This window comes from Pseudomonas sp. GL-RE-26 (assembly GCF_019956275.1).
Lineage (GTDB): Bacteria > Pseudomonadota > Gammaproteobacteria > Pseudomonadales > Pseudomonadaceae > Aquipseudomonas > Aquipseudomonas grandcourensis.
Map to the genome: position 1 here is coordinate 1 of NZ_JAHBDI010000034.1, position 26,436 is coordinate 26,436.

The 26,436-nt window shown below is 61.2% G+C and carries 25 protein-coding genes and 1 pseudogene; 17 read left to right on the plus strand and 9 right to left on the minus strand.

What is annotated here, in order from left to right; all coding sequences use genetic code 11:
- The 3 genes and pseudogenes from KGB07_RS20500 to KGB07_RS20510 form a co-directional block, all read right to left on the minus strand.
- Window positions 1-126, minus strand: a pseudogene (locus KGB07_RS20500) (maturase); the annotation flags it as partial.
- A 547-nt stretch (window positions 127-673) separates the two neighbouring features.
- A complete protein-coding gene (locus tag KGB07_RS20505; RefSeq protein ID WP_056725206.1) occupies window positions 674-2,167 on the minus strand; it encodes a CoA-acylating methylmalonate-semialdehyde dehydrogenase in 1,494 nt (497 codons plus the stop codon).
- Between the two features lie 74 nt (window positions 2,168-2,241).
- Window positions 2,242-3,591, minus strand: coding sequence for an aspartate aminotransferase family protein (locus KGB07_RS20510; RefSeq protein WP_046043735.1), 1,350 nt, complete (start codon window positions 3,589-3,591; stop codon window positions 2,242-2,244).
- Between the two features lie 139 nt (window positions 3,592-3,730).
- Here KGB07_RS20510 and KGB07_RS20515 point away from each other — a divergent pair, with 139 nt between their 5' ends.
- The 6 genes from KGB07_RS20515 to KGB07_RS20540 all read left to right on the plus strand — a co-directional run bounded on the left by KGB07_RS20515 (window position 3,731) and on the right by KGB07_RS20540 (window position 10,153).
- A complete protein-coding gene (locus KGB07_RS20515) occupies window positions 3,731-4,651 on the plus strand; it encodes a LysR family transcriptional regulator (protein ID WP_007971880.1) in 921 nt (306 codons plus the stop codon).
- Between the two features lie 105 nt (window positions 4,652-4,756).
- Window positions 4,757-5,407: a TetR/AcrR family transcriptional regulator gene (locus tag KGB07_RS20520; protein ID WP_046043737.1), complete on the plus strand. Its 651-nt coding sequence runs from the start codon at window positions 4,757-4,759 to the stop codon at window positions 5,405-5,407.
- A 6-nt stretch (window positions 5,408-5,413) separates the two neighbouring features.
- Window positions 5,414-5,995: an IMPACT family protein gene (locus KGB07_RS20525; protein ID WP_223460143.1), complete on the plus strand. Its 582-nt coding sequence runs from the start codon at window positions 5,414-5,416 to the stop codon at window positions 5,993-5,995.
- Window positions 5,996-6,543: 548 nt separating this feature from the next.
- The gene (locus KGB07_RS20530) at window positions 6,544-8,109 is read left to right on the plus strand and encodes an ABC transporter ATP-binding protein (RefSeq protein ID WP_223466401.1); all 1,566 of its coding nucleotides are present in this window, start codon (window positions 6,544-6,546) and stop codon (window positions 8,107-8,109) included.
- Between the two features lie 11 nt (window positions 8,110-8,120).
- A complete protein-coding gene (locus KGB07_RS20535; RefSeq protein WP_046043742.1) occupies window positions 8,121-9,227 on the plus strand; it encodes an ABC transporter permease in 1,107 nt (368 codons plus the stop codon).
- Entirely contained in the window at window positions 9,227-10,153 is a 927-nt protein-coding gene (locus KGB07_RS20540; protein WP_046043743.1) for an ABC transporter permease, read from the plus strand. The genes KGB07_RS20535 and KGB07_RS20540 overlap by 1 nt, the downstream gene beginning before the upstream one ends.
- Here KGB07_RS20540 and KGB07_RS20545 read toward each other — a convergent pair.
- Entirely contained in the window at window positions 10,150-10,641 is a 492-nt protein-coding gene (locus KGB07_RS20545; RefSeq protein WP_046043745.1) for a hypothetical protein, read from the minus strand. The genes KGB07_RS20540 and KGB07_RS20545 overlap by 4 nt on opposite strands.
- A gap of 82 nt (window positions 10,642-10,723) precedes the next feature.
- Here KGB07_RS20545 and KGB07_RS20550 point away from each other — a divergent pair, with 82 nt between their 5' ends.
- The 6 genes from KGB07_RS20550 to KGB07_RS20575 all read left to right on the plus strand — a co-directional run bounded on the left by KGB07_RS20550 (window position 10,724) and on the right by KGB07_RS20575 (window position 16,784).
- On the plus strand, window positions 10,724-11,080 hold the full coding sequence (locus KGB07_RS20550) for a MerR family transcriptional regulator (protein ID WP_046043778.1): 357 nt from the start codon (window positions 10,724-10,726) through the stop codon (window positions 11,078-11,080).
- 19 nt (window positions 11,081-11,099) lie between these two features.
- On the plus strand, window positions 11,100-11,789 hold the full coding sequence (locus KGB07_RS20555) for an SDR family oxidoreductase (protein WP_046043746.1): 690 nt from the start codon (window positions 11,100-11,102) through the stop codon (window positions 11,787-11,789).
- Window positions 11,790-11,954: 165 nt separating this feature from the next.
- The gene (locus KGB07_RS20560; RefSeq protein WP_223466403.1) at window positions 11,955-13,313 is read left to right on the plus strand and encodes an 8-oxoguanine deaminase; all 1,359 of its coding nucleotides are present in this window, start codon (window positions 11,955-11,957) and stop codon (window positions 13,311-13,313) included.
- 329 nt (window positions 13,314-13,642) lie between these two features.
- On the plus strand, window positions 13,643-14,725 hold the full coding sequence (locus tag KGB07_RS20565; protein ID WP_046043748.1) for a BMP family ABC transporter substrate-binding protein: 1,083 nt from the start codon (window positions 13,643-13,645) through the stop codon (window positions 14,723-14,725).
- 57 nt (window positions 14,726-14,782) lie between these two features.
- Window positions 14,783-15,748, plus strand: coding sequence for an isopenicillin N synthase family dioxygenase (locus tag KGB07_RS20570; protein ID WP_046043749.1), 966 nt, complete (start codon window positions 14,783-14,785; stop codon window positions 15,746-15,748).
- Between the two features lie 82 nt (window positions 15,749-15,830).
- Window positions 15,831-16,784, plus strand: a complete 954-nt coding sequence (locus tag KGB07_RS20575) for an adenosine deaminase (protein WP_150727777.1) — start codon at window positions 15,831-15,833, stop codon at window positions 16,782-16,784.
- Between the two features lie 102 nt (window positions 16,785-16,886).
- Here the strand turns inward: KGB07_RS20575 and KGB07_RS20580 are convergent, their stop codons facing one another.
- Both KGB07_RS20580 and KGB07_RS20585 read right to left on the minus strand, forming a co-directional pair.
- Window positions 16,887-17,621 (minus strand): helix-turn-helix domain-containing protein, encoded by a 735-nt coding sequence (locus KGB07_RS20580; RefSeq protein WP_046043751.1) that lies wholly within the window; start codon window positions 17,619-17,621, stop codon window positions 16,887-16,889.
- 315 nt (window positions 17,622-17,936) lie between these two features.
- Window positions 17,937-18,866 carry a LysR family transcriptional regulator gene (locus tag KGB07_RS20585; protein ID WP_223466404.1) on the minus strand — a complete coding sequence of 310 codons (930 nt, stop codon included), beginning with the start codon at window positions 18,864-18,866 and terminating at the stop codon, window positions 17,937-17,939.
- Between the two features lie 124 nt (window positions 18,867-18,990).
- Between KGB07_RS20585 and KGB07_RS20590 the strand changes: the two genes are divergently transcribed.
- Window positions 18,991-20,004: a zinc-binding alcohol dehydrogenase family protein gene (locus KGB07_RS20590; RefSeq protein WP_046043753.1), complete on the plus strand. Its 1,014-nt coding sequence runs from the start codon at window positions 18,991-18,993 to the stop codon at window positions 20,002-20,004.
- 264 nt (window positions 20,005-20,268) lie between these two features.
- Window positions 20,269-20,442: a hypothetical protein gene (locus tag KGB07_RS20595; protein ID WP_185754870.1), complete on the plus strand. Its 174-nt coding sequence runs from the start codon at window positions 20,269-20,271 to the stop codon at window positions 20,440-20,442.
- Between the two features lie 8 nt (window positions 20,443-20,450).
- Here the strand turns inward: KGB07_RS20595 and KGB07_RS20600 are convergent, their stop codons facing one another.
- Together KGB07_RS20600 and KGB07_RS20605 are read right to left on the minus strand one after the other, a co-directional pair.
- Complete coding sequence (locus KGB07_RS20600; protein WP_046043754.1) at window positions 20,451-21,647, minus strand: multidrug effflux MFS transporter; 1,197 nt, start codon at window positions 21,645-21,647, stop codon at window positions 20,451-20,453.
- A 90-nt stretch (window positions 21,648-21,737) separates the two neighbouring features.
- On the minus strand, window positions 21,738-21,935 hold the full coding sequence (locus KGB07_RS20605) for a cation transporter (protein WP_046043755.1): 198 nt from the start codon (window positions 21,933-21,935) through the stop codon (window positions 21,738-21,740).
- Between the two features lie 148 nt (window positions 21,936-22,083).
- On the opposite strand from KGB07_RS20605, the gene KGB07_RS20610 reads away from it, so the two are divergent.
- From KGB07_RS20610 to cueR, 3 genes are all read left to right on the plus strand, one after another.
- Window positions 22,084-22,467 carry a hypothetical protein gene (locus KGB07_RS20610; protein ID WP_046043756.1) on the plus strand — a complete coding sequence of 128 codons (384 nt, stop codon included), beginning with the start codon at window positions 22,084-22,086 and terminating at the stop codon, window positions 22,465-22,467.
- Between the two features lie 87 nt (window positions 22,468-22,554).
- Window positions 22,555-24,948, plus strand: coding sequence for a heavy metal translocating P-type ATPase (locus tag KGB07_RS20615; RefSeq protein WP_223466406.1), 2,394 nt, complete (start codon window positions 22,555-22,557; stop codon window positions 24,946-24,948).
- Entirely contained in the window at window positions 24,945-25,370 is a 426-nt protein-coding gene (cueR, locus tag KGB07_RS20620) for a Cu(I)-responsive transcriptional regulator (RefSeq protein ID WP_223466408.1), read from the plus strand. Before KGB07_RS20615 ends, cueR begins: the two co-directional genes overlap by 4 nt.
- 54 nt (window positions 25,371-25,424) lie before the next feature.
- Here the strand turns inward: cueR and KGB07_RS20625 are convergent, their stop codons facing one another.
- A complete protein-coding gene (locus tag KGB07_RS20625; protein ID WP_223466410.1) occupies window positions 25,425-26,318 on the minus strand; it encodes a PA4780 family RIO1-like protein kinase in 894 nt (297 codons plus the stop codon).
- Window positions 26,319-26,436 lie beyond the last annotated feature (118 nt).

A 26,436-nucleotide genomic window follows, 5' to 3' on the forward strand; every position in this document is an offset into this window, starting at 1 on the left:
GAGTCGATCCCAGAGTTTCTTCGGCAGCGCCTGATTCATATGGGGTGCTCCCGAATTCCACCAAGGGCCTCGACCGTTGAATGCTGAGTGACAAGCACGAGCTTCGTTGAGCCCTAGACGCATCAAGGGGAAACAGTCTTCTCTTGGAGAATATTCTGCGTTTCAGCATTCGACGAGACTCTGGCGCCTACTGGCGGCATAACCTGTTCGGCCCTTGGTGGCGGGGTTATTCGCCACTTACTACGGCCTCGGCTGACTTCTGCACGCTCATCCCGTCGCCTCTCGACGCTCGGTAGCACACTGGCAAACGTGCAGATCTCCCAGGGTAATTCGCGTGACCTTCCTGCTTATGCCTGTCGGATCTACGTCACAGCGTTCTGTGCAAGTATCGGGCTTTGAAGATGCTTGCCTTCTTACCCCGCTGCGCCGCCTCTATCCGCTTCCTGTTCGTCAGGCCAGCAGTTTGCCTCGGGCTTCCTTCAGATTCGCAGTCACCCGCGACACCCTTGCCTCTGGCTAACACTTCCCCTTGCCGGGTGTGTAGAGGACTTTCACCTCCAAGTCACCAGCGAGGCCACCACAGCCAAGCTGGTTGCGCTTACGCGCAACGCGCCATGCCTGGCGCACAAACAAAAAGGCCGACCCAATGGGTCGGCCTTCTGCGCCCTTCTACTTACAAGCTAGGGAAGGCGAACTGCGAAGCTTCATGGCTCGCACGCTGCGGCCAGCGCTGGGTGATGGCTTTGCGGCGGGTATAGAAACGCACGCCATCGGGGCCATAGGCGTGCAGGTCGCCAAACAGCGAACGCTTCCAGCCGCCAAAGCTGTGGTAAGCCACCGGTACCGGCAGCGGTACGTTGACACCAACCATGCCGACTTCGATCTCGTCGCAGAACAACCGCGCCGCTTCACCGTCACGGGTGAAGATGCAGGTGCCGTTGCCATATTCGTGATCGTTGATCAGTTGCATGGCTTCTTCCAGGCTGTTGACCCGAACAACGCACAGCACCGGCCCGAAGATCTCTTCTTTATAGATGCGCATTTCTGGTGTGACGTTGTCGAACAGGCAACCACCCAGGAAGAAGCCTTCCTCGTGACCAGCGACGGTCAGGCCACGGCCATCCACCACCAGTGTCGCGCCGGCAGCTACGCCGTCTTCTACATAACCGCTGACCTTGTCGCGCGCCTGGCCCGTCACCAGTGGGCCCATGTCCAGGCCGCAGTTGGTACCGGCACCGATTTTCAGCGCCTTGATTTGCGGAACCAGTTTGGCCACCAGGGCATCGGCCACCTGATCACCCACGCACACCGCTACCGAGATCGCCATGCAACGCTCGCCGCAAGAACCGTAGGCCGCGCCCATCAGTGCGCTGACGGCGTTGTCCAGGTCTGCATCCGGCATCAGCACCGCGTGGTTCTTCGCACCGCCCAGGGCCTGAACGCGTTTGCCGCGCTTGGTGCCTTCGGAATAGATGTATTCGGCAATCGGCGTCGAACCAACAAAACTCAGCGCTTTGACTTCCGGCGCTTCGATCAATGCGTCCACCGCAGTCTTGTCACCGTGCACCACGCTCAGTACGCCTTTAGGCAGACCAGCTTCCAGCAGCAACTGGGCGATCAGCAGCGTCGAGCTCGGGTCACGCTCGGATGGCTTGAGGATGAAGCAGTTGCCGCAGACGATCGCCAGCGGGTACATCCACAACGGCACCATGGCCGGGAAGTTGAACGGCGTGATACCGGCAACCACGCCCAGCGGCTGGAAGTCAGACCAGGCATCGATGTTCGGGCCGACGTTACGGCTGTACTCGCCCTTGAGGATTTCCGGAGCCGCGCAAGCGAATTCGACGTTCTCGATACCGCGCTTCAATTCACCGGCAGCATCTTCCAGGGTCTTGCCGTGCTCTTCGCTGATCAATTGCGAGATGCGAGCTTCGTTCTGCTCCAGCAGCTGCTTGAAGCGGAACATCACTTGGGCACGCTTGGCCGGTGGCGTGTTGCGCCAGGCCGGGAATGCAGCCTTGGCCGCGTCGATGGCGCTCTGGATGGTTTCGCGGGTCGCCAGTGGCAGCTTGTGGATAGCCTGACCGGTAGACGGGTTGAACACATCAACCGCGCGACCGTTCTCGGTCACCAGTTCGCCATTGATCAAATGCGGAATAACGCTCATGGAAGCTCCTGAAAAGTTGTCCACAGGCGCTCGCTTCGGAGCACCTGTTGTTTGTAGGTATATAGAAGGAGAAATCAGTCGATCTTGCTCAGCACTTCGCCGACCGCGTCGAACAGACGATCCAGGTCCTGCGGCTTGCTGTTGAAGGTTGGGCCGAACTGCAGGGTGTCGCCGCCGAAGCGTACGTAGAACCCGGCTTTCCACAGCGCCATGCCGGCTTCGAACGGACGCACGATGGCGTCGCCATCACGAGGGGCGATCTGGATCGCGCCGGCCAGGCCGAAGTTGCGGATGTCGATGATGTTCTTGGTGCCTTTGAGGCCGTGCAGCGCATTTTCGAAATGCGGTGCGACTTCGGCCACGCTCTGTACCAGGTTTTCCTTTTGCAGCAGGTCGAGTGCGGCAAGACCCGCGGCGCAAGCCACCGGGTGTGCGGAATAGGTATAGCCGTGGGGGAATTCAACCGCGTATTCAGGCGTCGGCTGATTCATGAAGGTCTGGTAGATCTCGGAGCTGGCAATCACCGCGCCCATCGGGATCGCACCGTTGGTGACTTGCTTGGCGATGCACATCAGGTCCGGGGTCACGCCGAAGGTGGTGGCGCCGAACATGGTGCCGGTACGGCCGAAACCGGTGATCACTTCGTCGAACACCAGCAGGATGTTGTGCTGGTCGCAGATTTCACGCAGACGCTTGAGGTAACCCTGAGGTGGAACCAGCACGCCAGCGGAACCGGCCAATGGCTCGACGAAGACCGCCGCGATGTTCGACGCATCGTGCAGCTCGATCAGCTTCAGCAGTTCGTCAGCCAGGGCGATACCACCCTGCTCCGGCATGCCACGGGAGTAAGCGTTGCTTGCCAGCAAGGTGTGCGGCAGGTGGTCAACGTCCATCATCGCCTGACCGAACAGCTTGCGGTTGCCGTTCACGCCACCGAGGCTGGTGCCGGCGATGTTCACACCGTGGTAACCACGGGCACGGCCGATCATCTTGGTCTTGGTCGACTGGCCTTTCAGACGCCAGTAAGCACGGACCATCTTCACAGCGGTGTCAGCGCACTCGGAGCCCGAGTCGGTGAAGAACACGTGGTTCAGGGTGCCCGGGGTCAGGTCGGTGATTTTTTCAGCCAGTTGGAACGACAGCGGATGACCGTACTGGAAGGCTGGCGAGTAATCGAGGGTACCCAGCTGCTTGGCGACCGCTTCCTGGATTTCCTTGCGGGTGTGCCCGGCGCCACAGGTCCACAGACCGGACAGCGAGTCATATACCTTGCGACCCTTGTCGTCGATCAGCCAGCTGCCTTCGGCGCCAACGATCAGCCGTGGGTCGCGCTGGAAGTTGCGGTTGGCGGTGTAAGGCATCCAGTGAGCATCGAGCTTGAGCTGGCTGGCCAGGGAAGTCGGGGCGTTTTCAGGCAAGTTCATGGGCGAAACCTCGCAAGGCAATAAGCGGCGTAAGGATTGAAAACCGTTGTTGCAGCTAAATTGCCACGGAGATAAAGTCGGTGAAATGCAACTCTTCTAATGTTCAGTCAGCCATTTACTAAACTTTTGAGTAACCCGCATGAGCACTCGCCGTCCCGATCCGCTGGCCCAGGTCAGCGACTTTGATATCCGCCTGCTGAGGATTTTCCGCAGCGTGGTGGAATGCGGCGGCTTCTCCGCGGCGGAAACCGTGCTGGGCATCGGTCGCTCGGCGATCAGCCAGCAGATGAGCGATCTGGAGCAGCGCCTCGGCCTGCGCCTGTGCCAACGGGGACGTGCCGGGTTTTCCCTGACCGAAGAAGGCCGCGAGGTCTATCAATCGGCGTTGCAACTATTGAGTGCGTTGGAAAGCTTCCGCACCGAGGTAAACGGACTGCACCAGCACTTGCGTGGCGAATTGATCATTGGCTTGACGGACAACCTGGTCACCCTGCCCCACATGCGCATCACCCATGCCCTCGCACAATTGAAAGAACGCGGCCCGGACGTGCAGATCCAGATCCGCATGATCGCGCCCAATGAAGTCGAACAAGGCGTGCTCGACGGTCGCCTGCACGTTGGCGTGGTACCGCAGGCCAGCGCATTGTCGGGGCTGGAGTATCAACCGCTGTATAGCGAGCGTTCGCTGTTGTACTGCGCGGTCGGCCATCCGCTGTTTTATGTCGACGACAAGCAGCTGGACGACGAACGCCTGAACAGTCAGGACGCCATCGCGCCCACCTTCCGTTTGCCAGCGGAGATCCAGGCTCACTATCAAGCGCTCAATTGCACCGCCAGTGCCTCGGACCGCGAAGGCATGGCGTTCCTGATCCTGACCGGTCGCTATATCGGTTACCTGCCGGATCACTACGCGAGTCTTTGGGTGCAGCAGGGCCGGTTGCGCGCGTTGAAAGCCAAAACGCGTTTCTATGACCTGAGCCTGGCGTCGGTCACCCGCAAGGGGCGTCGACCCCATCTGGTGCTGGAGAGTTTTCTCGAGAGTCTCGCGGCGACGCGTTGAAAACTGTGGGGCGGGGTAGAGTTTTATTGTATGAGGCCTTGTCTGAAGCCGGTGGGTGCGCTATCAACGCACTGGCCGCACCCTCTCATCTTCTCGGAAGTGCCTATGACCTTTGAAGTCCCTGCCCACGGCGGAAAACCCGTCAGCCGCATTCGTCAGAAAAACGAAGAGACCATCATCAAAGCCGCCGAAGACGAGTTCGCCCGTCACGGGTACAAAGGCACGAGCATGAACACCATCGCCCTGAATGCCGGGCTGCCCAAGGCGAACCTGCATTACTACTTCACCAACAAGCTCGGTTTGTACGTGGCGGTGCTGAGCAACATCATCGAGTTGTGGGACAGCACCTTCAACACCCTCACCGCCGAGGATGACCCGACCGAAGCGTTGACCCGCTACATTCGCGCGAAAATGGAGTTCTCCCGACGCCAGCCGCAAGCCTCGAGGATTTTTGCCATGGAAGTCATCAGCGGCGGCGAATGCCTGACCGAGTACTTCAACCAGGATTATCGCGCCTGGTTCCAAGGCCGCGCGGGCGTGTTCCAGACGTGGATCGACGCCGGTAAAATGGACCCGGTCGATCCGGTTCACCTGATCTTCCTGTTGTGGGGCAGCACCCAGCACTACGCCGACTTCGCCACGCAGATCTGCCGCGTCACCGGGCGCACCAGGTTGACCAAACAGGACATGGAAGACGCCGGGGACAACCTGATCCGCATCATTCTCAAGGGCTGCGGCCTGAAACCTGCCATCTAAGCACTTATGCCATTTACCCTCAGCGGTTTTTGCGAATACCGCGAAGAGATTCGCAAGAGCCGCTTCATTACCTTCGCCGCGCCGATCTCCAGCCCGGCCGAGGCCCAGGCGTTCATTGAACAGCACAGTGACTTGAATGCCTCGCACAACTGCTGGGCCTGGAAGCTCGGCGATCAGTATCGCAGCACCGATGATGGCGAGCCCGGCGGTACGGCCGGCAGGCCGATTCTGGCGGCGATAGAGGCGCAGGATTGCGATCAGGTCGCGGTACTGGTGATTCGCTGGTATGGCGGCATCCAACTGGGCACCGGGGGGCTCGCCCGGGCCTATGGCGGGGGTGCAAACAAATGCCTGCAAGCGGCGCCGAAGATCGAGCTGATCAGCCGGGTGCCGCTGCGTTGCGCTTGTGGATTTGCCGAGTTGGCCCTGGTCAAGCTGCGAGTGGCGGAGGCTGGTGGATTGGTTGTGGATGAAAGCTTCACCGCTAATGGTGTCGAGTTGCAGTTGGCCGTGGGCGATGCGCAGATCGACACCTTGCAGTCACAACTGGCCGATTTGAGTCGCGGACGTATTTTGTTGCAGCGCTAAAAGCGCTTCAGCACAGGCTGCGATCTTTTGGGGCACGCCGATTTTTCACTTATTCCATATTTGCCCACATCTGCTGTGCACCCGCCTGTGGATAACCTGAGCACATACCGCTGTAACCCTTGTGTCATACGGCTTTGCGGACTTTGCTCAATTTTCGTCCAATCTGCCATCAAGCACATCAAATTCAAATAAAAACAAACAGTTACAACGGTTTATCGCCTTTAGAAGAAAGCCACTCAGTGCTTATGCCCGTGCTTTGAGCTTGCACACAAATACTGTGGAGCAATCTGTGGATAACCCGTTCATGGCCGTCTCGGCGCCCTGCACGGTATGGCTTGTGGTCGATTGCTCATTTTTTGAGCAAAAGCGCGCGAGCAAAATCGGGGCTTGAACTGCGCCATTGCCCCCATGTGGTGCCGGGCTCTGCCTGGCACATCTGAAAGCTGCGTACTCAACGCCTCTGGTCGCAGGACTTCGAGGTTTTCCTGACCTAGTGGCCAGAAAATTGCTTTATCCACAGGCACAAGTCCAACAGCACTGAGCCTGTCATGCCCAATCACGCTCCAATCCCCGATCCGGTTCCGCGCCTGCAGTTGCGCAGAATCAGCAAACGCTACCCCGGTTGCCTGGCCAACGATGCCATCGACCTGTCCATTGCCCCTGGCGAGATCCATGCCCTGCTCGGCGAAAACGGCGCGGGCAAAAGCACGCTGATGAAGATCATCTACGGCGTCACCCATGCCGATTCCGGCGAGGTGATCTGGCAAGGTCAGCGGGTGAGCCTGCGCAACCCGGCCCAGGCCCGAGGTTTGGGAATCGGCATGGTGTTCCAGCATTTCTCGCTGTTCGAAACCCTGAGCGTGGCGCAGAACATCGCCCTGGCCATGGGTGCGGCGGCAGGCACACCCAAACAGCTTGAGCCGAAGATTCGCGAGGTGTCCCGGCGCTATGGCATGGCGCTGGAACCGGAGCGACTTGTCCACAGCCTGTCGATCGGTGAACGGCAGCGGGTGGAAATCATCCGTTGCCTGATGCAGGACATCCGCCTGTTGATTCTCGATGAACCGACTTCGGTGCTGACGCCGCAGGAGGCCGACGACTTGTTCGCCACCCTGCGCCGGCTCGCCGCCGAAGGCTGCAGCATTTTGTTCATCAGCCACAAGCTTGGGGAAGTGCGTGCGTTGTGCCACAGCGCAACGGTTTTACGAGGCGGTCGGGTGGCCGGGCATTGCGTGCCGGCCGAATGTTCGGATCAGCAACTGGCGCGCTTGATGGTCGGTGAAGCGGCGGAGTTGATCGCAGACTATCCGAAGGTTACTGGAGGTGATGCATTCCTTGATGTCCGTGGCTTGTCCTGGCACAACCCGGACCCGTTCGGCTGCTCGCTTGCCAACATCGACCTTGAAGTGCGCCGTGGTGAAATTGTCGGCATCGCCGGTGTCGCCGGCAATGGCCAGGATGAGTTGCTGGCCTTGCTCAGCGGTGAAGCGCTGCTGCCCCGCAACGCCAGCGCGACGATCCGATTTGGCCAGGAGCCAGTCGCCCATTTGCGTCCCGACGCACGCCGCCAACTCGGCTTGGCGTTCGTTCCCGCCGAACGCCTGGGCCATGGTGCGGTGCCGGAGTTGAGCCTGGCGGACAACGCGTTGCTGACAGCGTTCCAGCAAGGCTTGGTGAGTAACGGCCTGATCCAGCGCGGCAACGTCGAAGCACTGGCCGAGGAAATTATCCGCCGTTTCGGGGTCAAGACACCCGATAGCCAGTCGCCGGCCCGCAGCCTGTCCGGGGGCAATTTGCAAAAATTCATCCTCGGCCGGGAAATCCTTCAGCGACCGAAACTACTGGTCGCCGCACACCCGACCTGGGGCGTGGACGTCGGCGCGGCCGCCACCATTCACCGCGCCTTGATTGCCTTGCGCGATGCCGGCGCGGCGATCCTGGTGATTTCCGAAGACCTCGACGAACTGTTCCAGATCAGCGACCGCCTCGGCGCCTTGTGTGGCGGTCGGCTGTCCGCGCTCCACGCCACCGTCGACACGCGCCTGAGCGATGTCGGCGGCTGGATGGCCGGCCAGTTCGGTGCCCCTCAATCACTCGCATCCGCCTCGCGTTAACGGAGTGTCACATGCTGCTTTCTCTTGAACCCCGCGGCCAGCAATCGCGCCTGATGCTGTGGTGCTCGCCGTTGCTGGCGGCTGCACTGACCCTGGGCTGTGGATCGCTGTTATTTATCGCGCTCGGGCATGACCCGCTGCTGACCTTGCACACCTTGCTGATCGCGCCGGTCAGCGACCTGTACGGCGTCTCCGAATTGTTGGTCAAGGCCCTGCCGATTCTGCTCTGCGCATTGGGCCTGGCCGTCGCCTATCAGGCGCGCATCTGGAACATCGGTGCCGAAGGTCAACTGCTGCTCGGCGCGTTGGCCGGCAGTGCGCTGGCGGTGAACATCATCGAGATGCAAAGCCGCTGGGCGCTGGTACTGATCCTGCTCACCGGCACCTTGGCCGGAGCAGCATGGGCCGGGCTGACGGCGTGGTTGCGCACGCGCTTCAACGCCAATGAGATCCTCACCAGCATCATGCTCAATTACATCGCCCTGAACCTTTTGCTGTATTGCGTGCACGGTCCACTGAAAGATCCGGAAGGTTTCAATTTCCCCCAATCGGCGATGTTCGGCGACGCCAGCCGCTTGCCGTTGCTGATGGAAGATGGCCGGGTCCACGCCGGGGTTTACTTCGCCCTGCTCGCGTTGGTGACCGTGTGGGTGCTGTTGCAGAAAAGCTTTGTCGGATTCCAGATCAAGGTGCTCGGGCTGGACAAGCGTGCCGCCGGTTTCGTCGGCTTTCGCGAGAAGCGCCTGATCTGGCTCGCGCTGTTGATCAGCGGCGGCCTGGCAGGGCTTGCCGGTGTGTGCGAAGTCACCGGCCCCATCGGCCAGCTGGTGCCGCAGGTCTCGCCGGGCTACGGCTATGCGGCGATCACCGTGGCATTTCTCGGCCGCCTGAATCCTGTCGGCATCCTGTTTTCCAGCCTGTTGATGGCACTGCTGTACATCGGCGGCGAAAGCGCACAAATGAGCCTGAACCTGCCGCAAGCGATCACCCAATTGTTCCAGGGCATGATGCTGTTTTTCCTGCTGGCCAGCGATGTACTGATCCTCTACCGACCGCGCTTGAACCTGCGCTGGACCCGCCGCGCCCAAACCACCACCGTACAAGCAGGAGCGCTGTGATGGATATCGATCTGCTGAGCAATATTTTCTACGCCATGGTCCGCTGCGGTACGCCGTTGCTGTTGGTGGCGCTGGGGGAACTGATCTGCGAGAAAAGCGGCGTCCTCAACCTCGGCCAGGAAGGCATGATGCTGTTTGGTGCTGTGATCGGTTTCATCGTCGCGTTCAACACCGGCCACCTGTGGCTCGGCGTGTTGTTGGCGATGCTCGCCGGGATGCTGCTGTCGTCGCTGTTTGCCCTGGTGGCGCTGGTGTTCAACGCCAATCAGGTGGCCACCGGTCTGGCCCTGACGATTTTCGGCGTAGGCCTGTCGACCTTCGTCGGTGCGGCGTGGGTCGGCAAGCCGCTGGCGGGGTTCGAGCCGATGGCGATTGCGTATTTGAGCGAGATCCCGCTGATCGGGCGAATGCTGTTTGCCCAGGACCTGTTGGTGTATCTGTCGTTCGCGCTGTTTGCGCTTGTGGCTTGGGTGATTCTGAAAAGCCGCGTCGGGCTGATCATCCAGGCGGTCGGGGAAAACCCGGATGCGGCCAGCGCCATGGGCTTGCCGGTGTTGGTGGTGCGCACGCTGGCAGTGTTGTTCGGCGGTGCGATGGCCGGGTTGGCCGGGGCTTATCTGTCCCTGGCGTACACACCGATGTGGGCGGAGAACATGAGCGCCGGGCGCGGCTGGATTGCCCTGGCGCTCGTGGTGTTCGCCAGTTGGCGGGTGTGGCGCCTGCTGCTCGGCGCGTACCTGTTCGGGCTCGCCAGCATCCTGCACCTGGTGGCGCAGGGGTTGGGGCTGGCGATTCCGTCGAGTCTGCTGGCGATGCTGCCGTATGTCGCGACCATTGTGGTGCTGGTGCTGCTGTCACGGGATGCGCTGCGGACACGGTTGTACGCGCCGGTTTCGTTGGGGCAGCCGTGGCAGGCTGGGCATTAGTGGTTGTTTGGGCGGGCCTCTTCGCGAGCAAGCCCGCTCCCACATTGGATGGGTGTGTACTCGGTCAAATGTGGGAGCGGGCTTGCTCGCGAAAGCGTCCGAACAGGCAACACCTGAGCCACGCCCCACGCCAATTCAAACACCAGGAAAACCACCAGCAACGAACTCGCGCCATGAACCAGGGCATATGCCTGCCAGGCCGAGAACAGGAACCTGGCCACGGCGTCATACCGCCCATAAACCTGCTGCGGATCACGAATCCGCAGCACCGCCCATACGCAGACAATCGAGCCCAACAAATTCGCCATCAACATGTGCACCGGTTCGAACGGTGGCAGCTCGCCGGGCAAACTCAACGCCTGACTCACTCCCGTCAAAACCCCATGCAACGCCGCAAAACTCCACGGTGTGACAAACGCGACCGTCACGATCAGGTCGTACCAGGCACTGCCTTGCACCAACCGGCGATATTGCGTTGTAGTCCACATCGACATTGCTCCATCAATTCAGGGAGCAACAAGGCTAAAGCCTGGAGTATGCTCCAGGGTCAAGCCCCCTCGAGACGTCATGATGCGCATCGGTGAATTAGCCCAGGCCAGCGCCGTCAGCCGCGACACGCTGCGCTTTTACGAGCAGCGCGGGTTGATTGCGGCGCAACGCAGTGCCAACGGGTATCGCGACTATCCGCCAGACATGGTGCAACTGGTGCAATACATCAAGACCGCTCAACGACTGGGCTTTACCCTCGGCGAGATCGGCAACAGCGTGGCTACAATCTGGCAATCGCCCGATCCGGACAGCGCCGTCACGCAACTGCTGCAAGACAAACTCAAACTGATCGAAGCCCGCATGGCCGAACTCGGCGCGCTGCGCGAGGAGTTGCAACAACGGCTCGGGCAACAGTGTCCATTGAATCCACGACTCTGAATTTTCAAGGAAGCCACTCATGTCCAAGGCAAAAACCGCACTCATCATCGGCGCCTCCCGGGGGCTTGGCCTCGGGCTGGTGAAAACCCTGCTGGCCGATGGCTGGCAAGTCACCGCCACCGTGCGCGACCCGCAAAAAGCCGAAGCCTTGCAGGCCCTGGGCGATGTGCGAATCGAAAAGCTCGACATGGACGATCAGCCGGCGGTGTCAGCCCTGAGCCAACAACTCAAGGGCGATGTGTTTGACCTGTTGTTCGTCAATGCCGGGGTCAAGGGGCCGGAAGTCCAGACGCCGAACGGCGGCGCGACAATGGCCGAAGTCGGCCAGTTGTTTTTCACCAACGCCGTGGCGCCGATCAACCTGGCCCAGCGTTTTGTCGAGCAACTGCGCCCGGACACCGGCGTGCTGGCCTTCATGAGTTCGGTGCTGGGCAGCGTGACCATGCCCGATGCGCCGGAGCTGGCACTGTACAAAGCCAGCAAGGCGGCGCTGAATTCCATGACCAACAGCTTCGTCACTCAGTTGGGCGAAACCAGTCTCACCGTGCTGTCGCTGCACCCGGGCTGGGTGAAAACCGACATGGGGGGTGAAGGCGCGGACATCGACGTGGAAACCAGCACCCGTGGCCTGGTCGATCAGGTGAATGCGTATGTCGGCAAGGGCGGGCATCACTTCATCAATTACCGGGGCGAAACCATTCCCTGGTAATCACCGCCGCCCACAGGGGGGGGTGTTGTCCTGTCGGGTTGGGCTTGCCCGCCAGAGCGTTTTGATCGACACTTCGCACCTCGCCTCCCCGGCGAACCTGGATCAGCAGACAGGGCAACACTGAGCTGGCAACCCTGAACCCAACTTTCAGAGGAGCCGGCCAACATGCCTGCGACCCGTACCTGGTTAAAAAATCCCCTCGCCATTTTCACCTCCAACGGTCTCGATGCCCGTGGCGGCCTGGTGCTGCAAGACGGTTTGATCGTCGAAGTACTCGGTGCCGGTCAACAACCGTCCGCGCCGTGCAATGAAGTGTTCGATGCCCGCGAGCATGTGATCCTGCCGGGCCTGATCAACACCCATCACCACTTCTATCAAACCCTGACCCGCGCCTGGGCGCCGGTGGTCAATCAGCCGCTGTTCCCATGGCTGAAAACCCTGTACCCGGTCTGGGCACGCCTGACCCCGGAAAAACTCGCCCTCGCCACCAAAGTCGCGCTGGCTGAGTTGCTGTTGTCCGGTTGCACCACCGCGGCTGACCATCACTACCTTTTCCCGGAAGGTCTGGAAAACGCGATCGACGTGCAGGTCGAGAGCGTTCGTGAACTGGGCATGCGCGCCATGCTGACCCGCGGTTCCATGAGCCTCGGTGAAAAGGACGGTGGCCTGCCACCGCAACAGACCGTACAGGAAGGCGAAGTGATCCTCGCCGACAGCCAGCGCCTGATCGCCGAGTACCACGAACGCGGTGACGGCGCGCAAATCCAGATCGCCCTGGCACCCTGCTCGCCGTTCTCGGTGACCCCGGAAATCATGTCGGCCAGCGCCGAACTGGCGAACAAACTCGACGTGCGCCTGCACACCCACCTGGCAGAAACCCTCGACGAAGAAGATTTCTGCCTGCAACGCTTCGGCCTGCGCACCGTGGACTATCTGGAGAGTGTCGGCTGGCTCGGCCCGCGTACCTGGCTGGCCCATGGCATCCATTTCAACCCGGACGAAATCGCCCGCCTCGGCGCCGCCGGCACCGGCATTTGCCATTGCCCGAGTTCGAACATGCGCCTGGCCTCGGGCATCTGCCCGAGCATCGATTTGACCGATGCCGGTGCCCTGCTTGGTTTAGGCGTGGACGGTTCGGCGTCCAACGATGCCTCGAACATGATGCTCGAAGCGCGTCAGGCGTTGTACATCCAGCGTCTGCGTTACGGCGCCGAGAAGATCACTCCGGAACGCGTGTTGGGCTGGGCGACCAAGGGTTCGGCGAGCCTGCTGGGCCGTACCGATATCGGCGAGTTGGCGGTGGGCAAGCAGGCTGACCTGGCGATGTTCAAGCTCGATGAACTGCGTTTCTCCGGCAGCCATGATCCGGTCTCGGCGTTGCTGCTGTGTGGCGCTGATCGCGCGGATCGAGTGATGGTCGGCGGCAAGTGGCGGGTGATCGATGGGCAGGTCGAAGGGCTGGATCTGAAAGGGTTGATTGCTGATCACAGCCAGGCGGCGCGGCAGCTGATCGCCGGGACCTGATACAACACCGATTAAAACTGTGGGAGCGAGCCTGCTCGCGATGGCGGTATTTCAGTCACTGACGATGTCGACTGACACTCCGCCTTCGCGAGCAGGTTCGCTCCCACATTGGTTTTGTGGAGGGTCAAGGCCATCTGGCTTGGCGCACCAGTGGATGGCAGCTGTGCAAGGACATGCACTGTTATCGGACTTCAAGGACCTGTCGCGAGCCTGCTCGCGATAGCATCACCGCGGATTCATGTTTTGTTGTCTTGTTGGTCAGCAATTTGCATTGCCCTGTGCAAGCCAGAGAGCCCAGCCAACCTCACAACAAAATGGAGTTCCAATTCATGCACAAACGTCCGTTGAAGAAGCTGCTTTGCGCCGTTGCGGCAGCCATCGGTTTGAGCGCCAGCCTGACCGCCGCAGCCGCCGATCCGCTGAAAGTCGGCTTCGTCTATATCGGTCCGATCGGTGACCACGGCTGGACGTATCAGCATGAACAGGGGCGCAAGGAACTCGCGGAAAAATTCGGCTCGCAGATCACCACCAACTACGTGGAAAACGTCGCCGAAGGTGCCGACGCCGAGCGGGTGATCCGCAACATGGCCAAGGACAAGTACGACCTGATCTTCACCACCTCCTTCGGCTACATGAACCCGACCGTGAAAGTCGCCAAACAGTTTCCCAAGGTGACCTTCGAACACGCCACCGGCTACAAGCAGGACAAGAACCTAGGCACTTACCTGGCGCGCACTTACGAAGGTCGCTACGTCGGCGGCTTCCTCGCGGCGAAGATGACCAAGACCAAGAAAATCGGCTACGTCGCTTCGTTCCCGATCCCGGAAGTCATCCGCGACATCAACGCCATCCAGTTGGCCCTGAACAAGTACAACCCCGGCACCGAGATCAAGGTGGTGTGGGTCAACTCGTGGTTCGATCCTGGCAAGGAAGCGGACGCCGCCAACGCGCTGATCGACCAGGGCGTGGACGTGGTGTTCCAGCACACCGACAGCCCCGCGCCGATCCAGGCCGCCGAACGTCGCGGCGTGTATGCCGTGGGCTACGCTTCGGACATGGCGCACTTCGGGCCGAAAGCGGTACTGACCTCCATCGTCAACGATTGGGGCCCGCACTACGTCCAGGCAACCCAGAGCGTGATCGACCATGACTGGAAACCCCAGGACTACTGGGGCGGTTTGAAGGAAGGCACCGTTGAGCTGCCGATCAGCGACCTGGTGCCGGCGACGGTGAAGAGCGAAGCCGAGCAACTCATCGCCGACATCAAGAGCGGTGCGCTGCAACTGTTCACCGGGCCGATCAAGGATCAGGCCGGGATCGAGAAAATCCCGGCGGGTGTGAGCGCGACCACGGCGGAACTGGCGTCGATGAATTACTACGTGGAAGGCATGAAGGCCGAGATTCCGAAGTAAATTTTCAGCCACAGCACAACTCCCACATTGGATCTTCAGCGTTCTTAAGGATTGCGCATGAATAGCCTTCCGATCATCGACATCACCCCGCTCTACAGCGAAGACCCATCCGCCTGGCCAGCCGTGGCCGGGCAAATCGACCTCGCCTGCCGCGAGTGGGGTTTCTTCTACATCAAGGGCCATCCGATTTCAGCGGCTCGCATCAACGCCCTGCTTGATCACGCCAAACGCTTCTTCGCCCAACCCACCGCCGAAAAGCTCAAGATCGACATCACCCAGACCCGTCACCATCGCGGCTACGGCGCCATCGCCACCGAGCAACTGGACCCAAGCAAACCCAGCGACCTCAAGGAAACCTTCGACATGGGCCTGCACCTGCCGGCCGGGCACCCTGAAGTACTGGCGGAAAAACCCTTGCGTGGCCCCAATCGCCATCCGTCCATCCCCGGCTGGGAAGCGTTGATGGAACAGCACTACGTCGACATGCAGGCCCTCGCGCAAACGCTGTTGCGGGCCATGACCATCGCGCTGGGGATTGAGCGCGACTTCTTCGACACACGCTTCAATGACCCGGTCAGCGTGCTGCGGATGATTCATTACCCGCCGCGCCACACCGCCAGCTCCGAAGATCAGCAAGGTGCCGGGGCGCACACCGACTACGGTTGCATCACCCTGCTCTATCAGGACGCCGCCGGTGGCTTGCAGGTACGCAACGTCAAAGGCGAATGGATCGACGCGCCGCCGATCGAAGGTACGTTCGTGGTCAACCTGGGCGACATGATGGCGCGCTGGAGCAACGACCGTTACCTGTCGACGCCGCACCGGGTGATCAGCCCGCTCGGTGTGGATCGTTATTCGATGCCGTTCTTCGCCGAGCCGCACCCGGACACCCCCATCGAATGCCTGCCCGGTTGTCAGGATGCATTGCACCCGGCGAAATATCCGGCCACCGCCTGCGCCGAGTTCCTGCTCTCGCGCTTCGCCGATACCTACGCTTATCGACGGGAACTGGAAACGGTGTGATGAACCGCCTGGTCAGGTTTTACCAATTGTTGCGGCAACCCTCTGTAGAATGGCGACCATTGCACCTGATGAGAAAAGAATTATGTACGACTGGCTGAACGCCCTGCCAAAGGCAGAATTGCACCTGCACCTGGAAGGCTCGCTGGAACCCGAGCTGTTGTTCGCCCTGGCCGAGCGCAACAAGATTGCCTTGCCATGGAACGACGTCGAAACCTTGCGCAAGGCGTATGCCTTCAACAACCTGCAGGAGTTCCTCGACCTGTATTACCGGGGTGCCGATGTGCTGCGCACGTCCCAGGATTTCTATGACCTGACCTGGGCGTACCTGCTGCGCTGCAAAGAGCAGAACGTGATTCACACCGAACCGTTCTTCGACCCGCAGACCCACACCGACCGTGGCATCCCGTTCGAAGTGGTGCTCAACGGCATCGCAGCCGCGCTGAAGGATGGCGAGCAGCAACTGGGCATCACCAGTGGTTTGATCCTGAGCTTCCTGCGCCATCTGAGCGAAGACCAAGCGCAGAAAACCCTCGACCAGGCGCTGCCGTTCCGCGATGCGTTCGTCGCCGTGGGCCTGGACAGCTCCGAGATGGGCCACCCGCCAAGCAAGTTCCAGCGCGTGTTCGACCGCGCCCGTCACGAAGGCTTCCTGACCGTCGCCCACGCCGGCGAAGAAGGCCCGCCCGAGTACATCTGGGAAGCCATCGACCTGCTGAAGATCCAGCGCATCGATCATGGCGTGCGGGCCATCGAAGACGAGCGCCTGATGCAGCGAATCATCGACGAGCAGATCCCGCTGACCGTGTGCCCGTTGTCGAACACCAAGCTTTGCGTGTTCGATCACATGTCGCAGCACAACATTCTCGACATGCTGGAACGCGGCGTGAAAGTGACCGTGAACTCCGATGACCCGGCGTACTTCGGCGGTTATGTCACCGAGAACTTCCATGCGCTGCACACCCACCTGGGCATGACCCAGGATCAGGCCAAACGCCTGGCGCAGAACAGTCTCGATGCGCGGTTGGTGAAACCGTAAAGGCAAAGGCAAACCCTTGCAGGAGCTGGCTTGCCAGCGATAAGGCCATCACCTCCAGTATTGATGCTGGATGAGAGGCCGCCATCGCCGGCAAGCCGGCTCCTACAGCGCCATTTCCAACTCGGTTTCCAGGGCAAAGCGATAGATCTCGCGTTGCCCGGAAGCCGTCACCTGCAAGGCTCGGGAATCGTTGGGCAGGCTCAACCACCCCGACTGCATGAACAGCTGCAACAATGCCGCGCCCAGCGAACCACCCAAGTGCGGGCGTCTTTCGCTCCAGTCAGGGCAGGCGCAGGCAACCCTGCCGTTGTGATGAGCCAGCGCCTGGACGAACACTCCACGTGCCGCCAACTCCGTCGCGCCCTTGAGCGTGACCGTGACCCGCTGATCCAAGTGCTCGATCCAGCCTGCCTCCAGCAGTCGCTGATACAGATCGGCGGACAGGGTGCCCCCCAAGTGATCGTCGCACAGCCGGGCACTCAACAATGGCGAACGCACCGCCCGGGGTTTGACCAGCGGTGAATTACGCTTGAATACGTCCGGAATATCCTGGGGTGCGCTGGCGAAGGTCGCGCTGGCCAGTGCTTCGATTGCCGCCCCGACCTCGGGAGCGGCCAGGCGGAAGAAGCGTTTGCGGCCGCGGTTTTCAACCTTCAGCAGACCTCCGGCGGACAAACGCCCCAAGTGTGCACTGGCCGACGACGATGACAGGCCGGCCAGCAATGCCAACTCTTCGGTTGTTCGCGCCGAACCATCCATCAAGGCCCACATCATTGCGCTGCGCTTTGGGTCAGCCAGCAACGTGGCGATCTGGCTGATGCAAGGTGCATGTTCCATGTATTCACTCCCTGTTGAATCGTTTCGTCTACTGCCCAGAGAAATCTTGACCAGTAATGTGTCGTCGGCCAATCCGTGGAAACTGCCATAAGCCCGGCAACGCCTTGCTCACTCATTTGCGCTGCCTGGCCGATGCTGCGTAGGCCAGAAGGATGACCGTGCAGCCGGGCCGACTCGAACGTGGACCCGCCATTGGGGATCGACGCTACTGACATGATGAGGGCGCTAGTATATGCGGGTTGCTCGGCGGATCCTTTCCTCCGCCCGGTGTAGGTGGTGATCGTTCCTGAGGGAAATTTCTCTTTTTTCGTGCGACTAATGATCGATATCCGATAAGCCCGGAAATTGACTGCTCAAAAGGGCGCATCGTCTGGCAAGCATTTCACGCAACAGGTTCACCGGCTTACTCAATTGTGCGCGATGGGCGCACAACAGATTCAACGGTGCGCGCTCACAGAGCAGCTCCGGCATCAGCACCTTCAAGCGACCGGCCAGAACATCGGCGGCCACATCGAGCCAGGACTTGTAAGCGATCCCGGCACCTGCCACGGCCCAAAGGCGCACGACATCGGCATCGTCGCTGAAACGATCGCCGCTGACGGTCAGGCTGACTTCGCGTTTGCCGTCGTGAAAACTCCAGTGATCGTGGACCCGGCTTCCGAGCATGTACAACAGGCAATTGTGCTGTGCCAGTTGCTCCAGATGCCGCGGCTCGCCATGCCGGGCCAGATAGCCGGGAGCGGCGCACAACACCCGGCGGTTCTGCGGGGCGATAGGTAGCGCCACCAGGCTGGAGTCCTCCGGTTCTCCGTAGCGCAGGGCAATGTCTACCGGTTGGCGAAACAGGTCGGCGATGCGGTCCCCCAGCAGCAAGCTCACGGTGAGCTTCGGATGCTCGCGTTGAAACTCGTCGAGCCAGGGCAGCAGCAGGTTGCGGCCAAAGTCCGAAGGTGCCGACAGTTGCAGCACCCCGCTGACCTGGTCCTGACCACTGGCCAGCAATCGCCGGCCCTCGTCGAGATTGCTCAGGGCCGCGCGGGCGTATTCGAGAAAGCCCTCACCTTCGGCGGTCAGGCGCAGGCTGCGGGTCGAACGGGCCAACAATCGGGCGCCGAGCTGCTGTTCGATGCGCTTGAGCGCCGCACTGGCCACCGCCGCCGACATGTCCATGCCCCGCGCGGCAGCGGACAGACTGCCCAGGTCCGCCGCCCGGACAAACAACTGCAAGTCATCGAAACGCAGCATCAGAGCACCGATTATCAAAAAAATATTGAAAGAGACTGCTCTTTTAGCTGGTTTTATCTTCAGGAGAAATAGCCAATCATCTGCCCCATCGAATCTCTTCTTTATTAGTGTTCCGGAGCCGCCCATGAAAGCCATTGCCTACTACGCCTCGTTGCCGATCAGTGACGACAAGGCTCTGCAAGACATCGAACTGCCGGAGCCGGTCGCCGGCCCCCGCGACTTGCTGGTGGAAGTCAAAGCCATCTCGGTCAACCCGGTAGACACCAAGGTGCGCCAGAACGTCCAGCCTGAGGGCGGCGCGGCCAAGGTACTGGGTTGGGACGTGGCCGGTGTGGTCAAGGCCGTGGGCAGTGAGGTGACGCTGTTCCAGGCCGGCGACAAGGTGTATTACGCCGGCTCCATCGCGCGTGCGGGCGGCAACAGCGAGTTGCACGTGGTGGACGAGCGCATCGTCGGCCACATGCCAAAGACCCTGGGTTTCGCCGAGGCCGCTGCCCTGCCGCTCACCGCGATCACGGCCTGGGAACTGTTGTTCGAGCGCCTGCAAGTACGCGAAGGCAAAACCGCTGAAGGCCAGAGCCTGTTGATTGTCGGCGCGGCGGGCGGCGTGGGCTCGATTCTTACGCAACTCGCTCACCAACTGACGGCCCTGAAAGTCATCGGCAGCGCTTCGCGTGCGCAAACCCAAAGCTGGGTGAAAGAGTTGGGCGCCGATCTGGTCATCGACCATGGCCAGCCACTGAGCGAAGCACTCAAGCGTGCCGGTGTGGATCAGGTCACCCACGTCGCCAGCCTGACGCAAACCGACCAGCATCTGGACCAATTGATCGAGGCATTGGCACCCCAGGGCAAACTGGCGCTGATCGATGACCCCAAGTCGCTGGACGTGACCAAGCTCAAACGCAAGAGCCTGTCACTGCACTGGGAGTTCATGTACACCCGTTCGCTGTTTGAAACCGCGGACATGATCGAGCAACACAACCTGCTCAATCGCATCGCTTGGCTGATCGATGCCGGGACACTGAAAACCACGGTGGGCGAACACTTCGGCACGATCAACGCGGCCAATCTGCGCCGTGCCCATGCCCTGCTGGAAAGCGGCAAGGCCAAGGGCAAGATTGTGCTGGAAGGGTTCTGAAGCGCTGAAAAAAACCATCGCTGATTTCATCGACTTCTGCTGTTTTCCGACTGCGACCGGGCAATCCCGGTCGTAGACAGCCTCTGTGGCCGCCCCAGAAAAGCCGTGTTTTTTTGGTTACAAACCGTCAGTCCGACAGTTGATCCTTGTCACAATGGTGACCGTATACGGGACTACAATCGAATCTCCTGCGAGGCATTCTTTTGCGTAACGTCTTTTACGAGACATCTTTTACGAGACATCTTTTGCGAGAGGAGATCGGCTATGAAGATCCTGATAAAAGAACTGGCAAAATCCCAGTGGCAAGTCCGCCTTGACCAACACGCTGTGACGTTCCGCAGCGAAGCAGAAGCTCGCGCTTTCACGCGTACCCTTGAAGCCCGCATCCAGGCCCCTCACCAGATCCCCATCCTCCTCCCGCAGCGTGCAGCCGGCTGACTCCAGCCTCAAACCTGGGCTTGCGCCAGCGCCCGGGCATTTTGCAAACGCCGGGTGAGCACCGCTGCGCTCACCACCAGAATTCCACACAGGCTGATGACCATGGCCATCGGCACGGCGCTGCCGTCGTGCAGCACGCCCACCAGCGCAGAGGCGCCGGCAGCCACGCTGAATTGCAGACAACCGAGCAGCGCCGACGCGCTGCCGGCCCGTGCGCCCTGCCCGCTCATCGCACAGGCCGCGGCGTTGGGACTGATGCAACCGAGGCTGGCGATACAGATGAACAATGGAATAAGCAGCGGCCACAATTGTGCCGGGTGCAGCGAGCTGACAGCGAGCAGGGCCAAACCGGCCGTCAGATAAACCCACACTGCGCGCGCCAGCAAGAACGTCGGGCCACGCTTGGCCAGTAACCGCGCGTTGACCTGCGCCACCAGAATGAAGCCCGCCGCATTGATGCCGAACAGCCAGCCGAAATGCTCGGCCGCAACGCCGTAGAGCTTGATGATGATGAAGGGTGAACCGGCGATGTAGGCAAACATCCCGGCGATGGCGATGCCCCCGGTCAATGCATGGCCAAGAAATATCGGGTCAGCCAGCAACCGGCCGTACTGACGCAGCGCACCCGACAACGGTTGACGCGGCATATGGGCCGGCATGCTTTCCGGCAATCCCGTCGCCACCGCCAGCCCCGCCAGCGCACTGAAACCGGTCAAGGCCAGGAAGATCGACTGCCAGCCTGTGGTGTTGACCAACAACCCACCCAGCAATGGCGCGAGGATGGGGGCAAGTCCCATCACCAGCATCAATTGCGAAAAAACTTTCGCCGACCCCACCGCATCACACTTGTCGCTGACCACCGCCCGGGAAATCACCATACCCGCGCAGCCGCCCAACGCCTGGATGAAACGCGCGCCGATCAGCCATTCAAGATTCGGCGCAAAGGCGCACGCCACGGATGCGGCGGTGAACAAACCGACACCGATGAGCAAAGGAATGCGTCGCCCGAAACGATCCGCCACCGGGCCATAGGCCAACTGACCGATGGACAAGCCGAGGAAGTACACTGCCAACGTCATCTGAACGTGATTTTCGTCCGTCCCGAAAGCCAGGGCCATGGCCGGGAAGGCCGGCAGGTAGAAATCGATCGCCAGCGGACCAAATGCGCTCAAGGCGCCGAGAATCAGAATGGTTCGGAAGTTCATCAGGCATCCAGTGGGGCAGAAGTCGGCAGCCCGACAGTCTAGCTGCGCATGGACGCCTTGAACATTCCGGTAGCTCGCTAACTATCAAATTCAGGCCAATTTGACGCCGTAACCCTCTTCGCTGATCGCCTCGATCACCTGCTCGGCGGTCAGCGCACTTTCGACACCCACCTCCCTGGCCGCCAGATCGACCCGCACACTGGCCGCCGGGTCTTTGGCCTGGACAGCTTGGGTGATGGCCTTGACGCAGTGACCACAAGACATGCCTTCAACGTTGAACACTTGCATGGGATGACTCCTTTTCCGAAGGTTGAGCCCAGTTTCGAGCTTGCCACCATGGCAAGGTCAAGTTCTGGAGTTAGCTGCCGGGCTGGCAATCGGCGCGACGCTCGGCCAAGCTGCGTCCATCAATGACTCGAACTCAGGAGATTCAGCCATGCGCTGGTCAGTTTTCAGCCTGTTTGGCTTTCTCAGCCTTTTCGCCGCCGTGCCTTCGGTCAATGCTGCCGGTCAGGATTATGGCGTGCTGATCATTTCCCGCGAGCGCCTGGAAGTCGCGACCAGCTGCGAAATCGGTGTGTACATCCAGGATCAATTGGCGGCGCGGCTGTTTCAGGAACAGAGCACCTCGTTCAACCTGCCGCCGGGCATCGTCTCGCTGCGCCTGAAACTGCTGCCGGGCCAGGTCCCGGGCTGCAATCCGGGCATGCTCGCGCCGGGTTCGCAGGATATCCAGCTCAAGGCCGGGGATGTGCTCAAGTACCGGATCGCGATGACGCAGGACGGGATGTACCTCAAGCGCGCCGGTCTCGGCTACTGATCGGCTGCTTGATCTGAATTATGGCACTTGACCTTGCCAGCATGGCAAGGTTGATCCTGTGGTCATCTACTACAGGGAGTGCGACCGATGTCCGAATCCACCACGTTCGACCTGCCGATTGCCGGCATGACCTGCGCCAGTTGCGCTGGGCGGGTCGAGCGCGCCTTGAGCAAAGTCATTGGCGCCAGTGCCGTCAGCGTCAACCTCGCCACTGAACAGGCGCGGGTCCAGGCACCCAGCGACAGCCTGTCGGCCCTGATGGATGCCGTGGCCAAGGCCGGCTACAGCGTGCCGCAACAGCGCCTGGAATTGAGCATCGACGGCATGACCTGCGCTTCCTGCTTCGGTCGCGTCGAGCGTGCGCTAGGCAAGGTTGCCGGGGTGAAAAGCGTCAGCGTCAACCTGGCCAACGAACGCGCCCACCTTGAACTGCTCGGCCAGATCGACCCGCAAACCTTGATCGCCGCGGTGGCCAAGGCTGGCTACAGCGCCAGCGTGTGGGAAGTCGAACACCCGCCAACCGACGATCAACAACAGCGCCTGCACCGCGAACGCCTGGCCTTGATCATCGCCATTGCCCTCGCCTTGCCGCTGGTATTGCCGATGCTGCTACAGCCATTCGGCGTGCACTGGATGCTCCCGGCCTGGGCGCAATTCGCCTTGGCCACGCCGGTGCAGTTCATCTTCGGTGCACGGTTCTACGTCGCCGCGTGGAAAGCCGTGCGCGCCGGGGCCGGCAACATGGATTTGCTGGTTGCCTTGGGCACCAGCGCCGGGTATGGCTTGAGCCTGTACGAATGGGCCACCGCCGCCGGGCGCATGCCGCATCTGTACTTCGAAGCCTCGGCGGTGGTGATCGCCCTGGTGCTGCTGGGCAAGTACCTGGAAAGTCGCGCCAAGCGCCAGACCGCCAGCGCCATCCGAGCCCTCGAAGCCTTGCGTCCGGAACGGGCGATCCGGGTGATCGATGGCAACGAGCAAGACGTCGCCATCAGCGCCCTGCGCCTCAACGATCTGGTGATGGTCAAACCCGGCGAACGCTTCCCGGTGGACGGCGAAGTGGTTGAAGGCCAGAGCCACGCCGACGAAGCCCTGATCAGTGGCGAGAGCCTGCCGGTGCCCAAGCAGCCCGGCGACAGAGTCACCGGTGGCGCGATCAACGGTGAAGGCCGGTTGCTGGTGCGTACCCAGGCCCTCGGTGCGGAAACCGTGCTGGCGCGGATCATCCGTCTGGTGGAAGACGCTCAGGCTGCAAAAGCGCCGATCCAGAAACTGGTGGATAAAGTCAGCCAGGTGTTCGTGCCCACTGTGCTGCTGATTGCCCTGGCCACCCTGATCGGCTGGTGGCTGTACGGCGCACCGATGGAAACCGCGCTGATCAACGCCGTGGCGGTGTTGGTGATCGCCTGCCCGTGCGCCTTGGGCCTGGCCACGCCGACCGCGATCATGGCCGGCACCGGCGTGGCGGCGCGCTACGGGATTCTGATCAAGGACGCCGAAGCACTGGAGCGAGCCCATGAAGTCAGCGCGGTGGTATTCGACAAGACCGGCACCCTGACCTCCGGCGCCCCGCGCATTGCTCATCTGAGTGCTATCGACGGTAATGAGGCGAGCTTGCTGCAATTGGCCGGCGCCCTGCAACGCGGCAGTGAGCACCCGCTGGCCAAGGCTGTTCTGGATGCCTGTGCCGAGCGTGGATTGAAGGTGGCCGATGTCAGCGACAGCCAGTCCCTGACCGGCCGCGGCATCGCCGGCAACCTCGAAGGGCGTCGCCTGGCGCTGGGCAATCGGCGTCTGCTGGAGGACAGCGGCTTGAATGCCGGGCCGTTGGCCGACTCCGCAATCGCGTGGGAAAAAGAAGGCCGGACCTTGTCCTGGCTGATCGAACAATCCCCCGAACCACAGGTGCTGGGCCTGTTCGCCTTCGGTGACACCCTCAAGCCCGGCGCGCTGCAAGCGGTGCAACAACTCAGCGCACGGAACATCAGCAGCCACCTGCTGACCGGCGACAATCGCGGCAGCGCCAAGGTGGTGGCCGAGGTGCTGGGCATCCACGATGTGCATGCCGAAGTGCTACCGGCGGACAAAGCCGCCACGGTCGCCGCACTGAAACAAACCGGGGTGGTGGCGATGGTCGGCGACGGCATCAACGACGCCCCGGCACTGGCCGCCGCCGACATCGGCATTGCCATGGGTGGCGGCACCGACGTCGCCATGCACGCGGCCGGCATCACCCTGATGCGCGGCGATCCGAGACTGGTGCCGGCCGCATTGGAGATCAGCCGCAAGACCTACGCCAAGATTCGGCAGAATCTGTTCTGGGCCTTTGTCTATAACCTGATCGGCATTCCGCTGGCGGCCTTCGGCTTCCTCAACCCAGTGCTGGCCGGTGCGGCCATGGCGTTGTCGAGCGTCAGCGTGGTGAGCAATGCGTTACTGTTGAAAACCTGGAAACCCAAGGACCTGGAGGACAACCGATGAACATCGGCCAAGCGGCCCGCCACAGTGGCCTGAGCGCAAAGATGATCCGTTATTACGAATCCATCGGCCTGCTCAAGGCAGCCCATCGCACCGACAGCGGCTACCGGGTGTACGGCGATGACGACCTGCACACGCTGGCGTTCATCAAGCGCTCGCGGGACCTGGGGTTTTCCCTGGAAGAGGTCGGCAAGTTGCTGACCCTCTGGCAAGACCGCCAGCGCGCCAGCGCCGATGTGAAAGCGTTGGCTCGCCAGCACATCGATGAGTTGAACCAGAAGATCCGCGAGTTGGGCCAGTTGCGCGACACCTTGCAGGACCTGGTCGAGCACTGTCAGGGCGATCATCGGCCGGATTGCCCGATCCTGAAGAATCTGGAGTCGGGGTGTTGTGCCGCCCCTGCCAACCACCGCAACTCCCTGTAGGGATTTGGGTGGCGCACAAAAAACCCGGCCGAAGCCGGGTTTTTCTTTATCCGATCACTGCATCCAGGGCGGAGGCGGTTCTTCGGTCTTGCCCGGCGGAGCATCGTCCGCCGCGCGTACGGCTTGCTTGCGCTCTTCATCCAGGCGCGCGGCCTCGATCTCGCGCATGATTCCACCCACGTCCGCCAGCTCTTCCGTGTCGACGAACTCGCCGGTCAGGACACTGGCCGGGTGCAAGGTGCCGGCCTCGTACAAGGCCCACATTTCCTTGGCGTACTTGGTCTTCTTCAACTCCGGTGCAAACCGCCCGAAGTAGGACGCCATGTTGCCCACATCCCGCTCCAGCATGCTGAACGCGTGGTTGTTGCCCGCTGCGTCCACCGCCTGCGGCAGGTCGATGATCACCGGACCGGTCGGCGTCAGCAGCACGTTGAACTCGGACAGGTCACCGTGCACCAGACCGGTACACAGCATCAGCACGATCTGGGAAATCAGAAACGCGTGATACTCCCGGGCCTGGTCCGGCTCCAGCACCACATCGTTCAGGCGCGGCGCGGCATCACCGTACTCGTCGGCCACCAGTTCCATGAGCAGCACGCCTTCGAGGAAGTCGAACGGCTTGGGCACCCGCACACCGGCACTGGCCAGACGGAACAGCGCCGCCACTTCGGCGTTCTGCCAAGCGTCCTCGGTTTCCTTGCGGCCAAACTTGGAGCCCTTGGCCATCGCACGGGCCTGACGGCTGTTGCGTACCTTGCGGCCTTCCTGGTACTCGGCTGCCTGACGGAAACTGCGTTTATTCGCCTCCTTGTAGACCTTCGCGCAACGCAACTCGTTGCCGCAGCGCACCACATAAACAGCTGCTTCTTTACCACTCATGAGTGGGCGCAGCACCTCGTCGACCAGACCGTCCTCGATCAGGGGTTCAATGCGTTTTGGAGTCTTCATCAGCTTTTATTGTGGGTCCTTTATTACCAAACACGCGAAAGTCATTCGTTATACGGCAATCCACTCACGGGGGGGAGGGGTTGCCGACTTATGAACATTGCAGATGCACACAATGTAC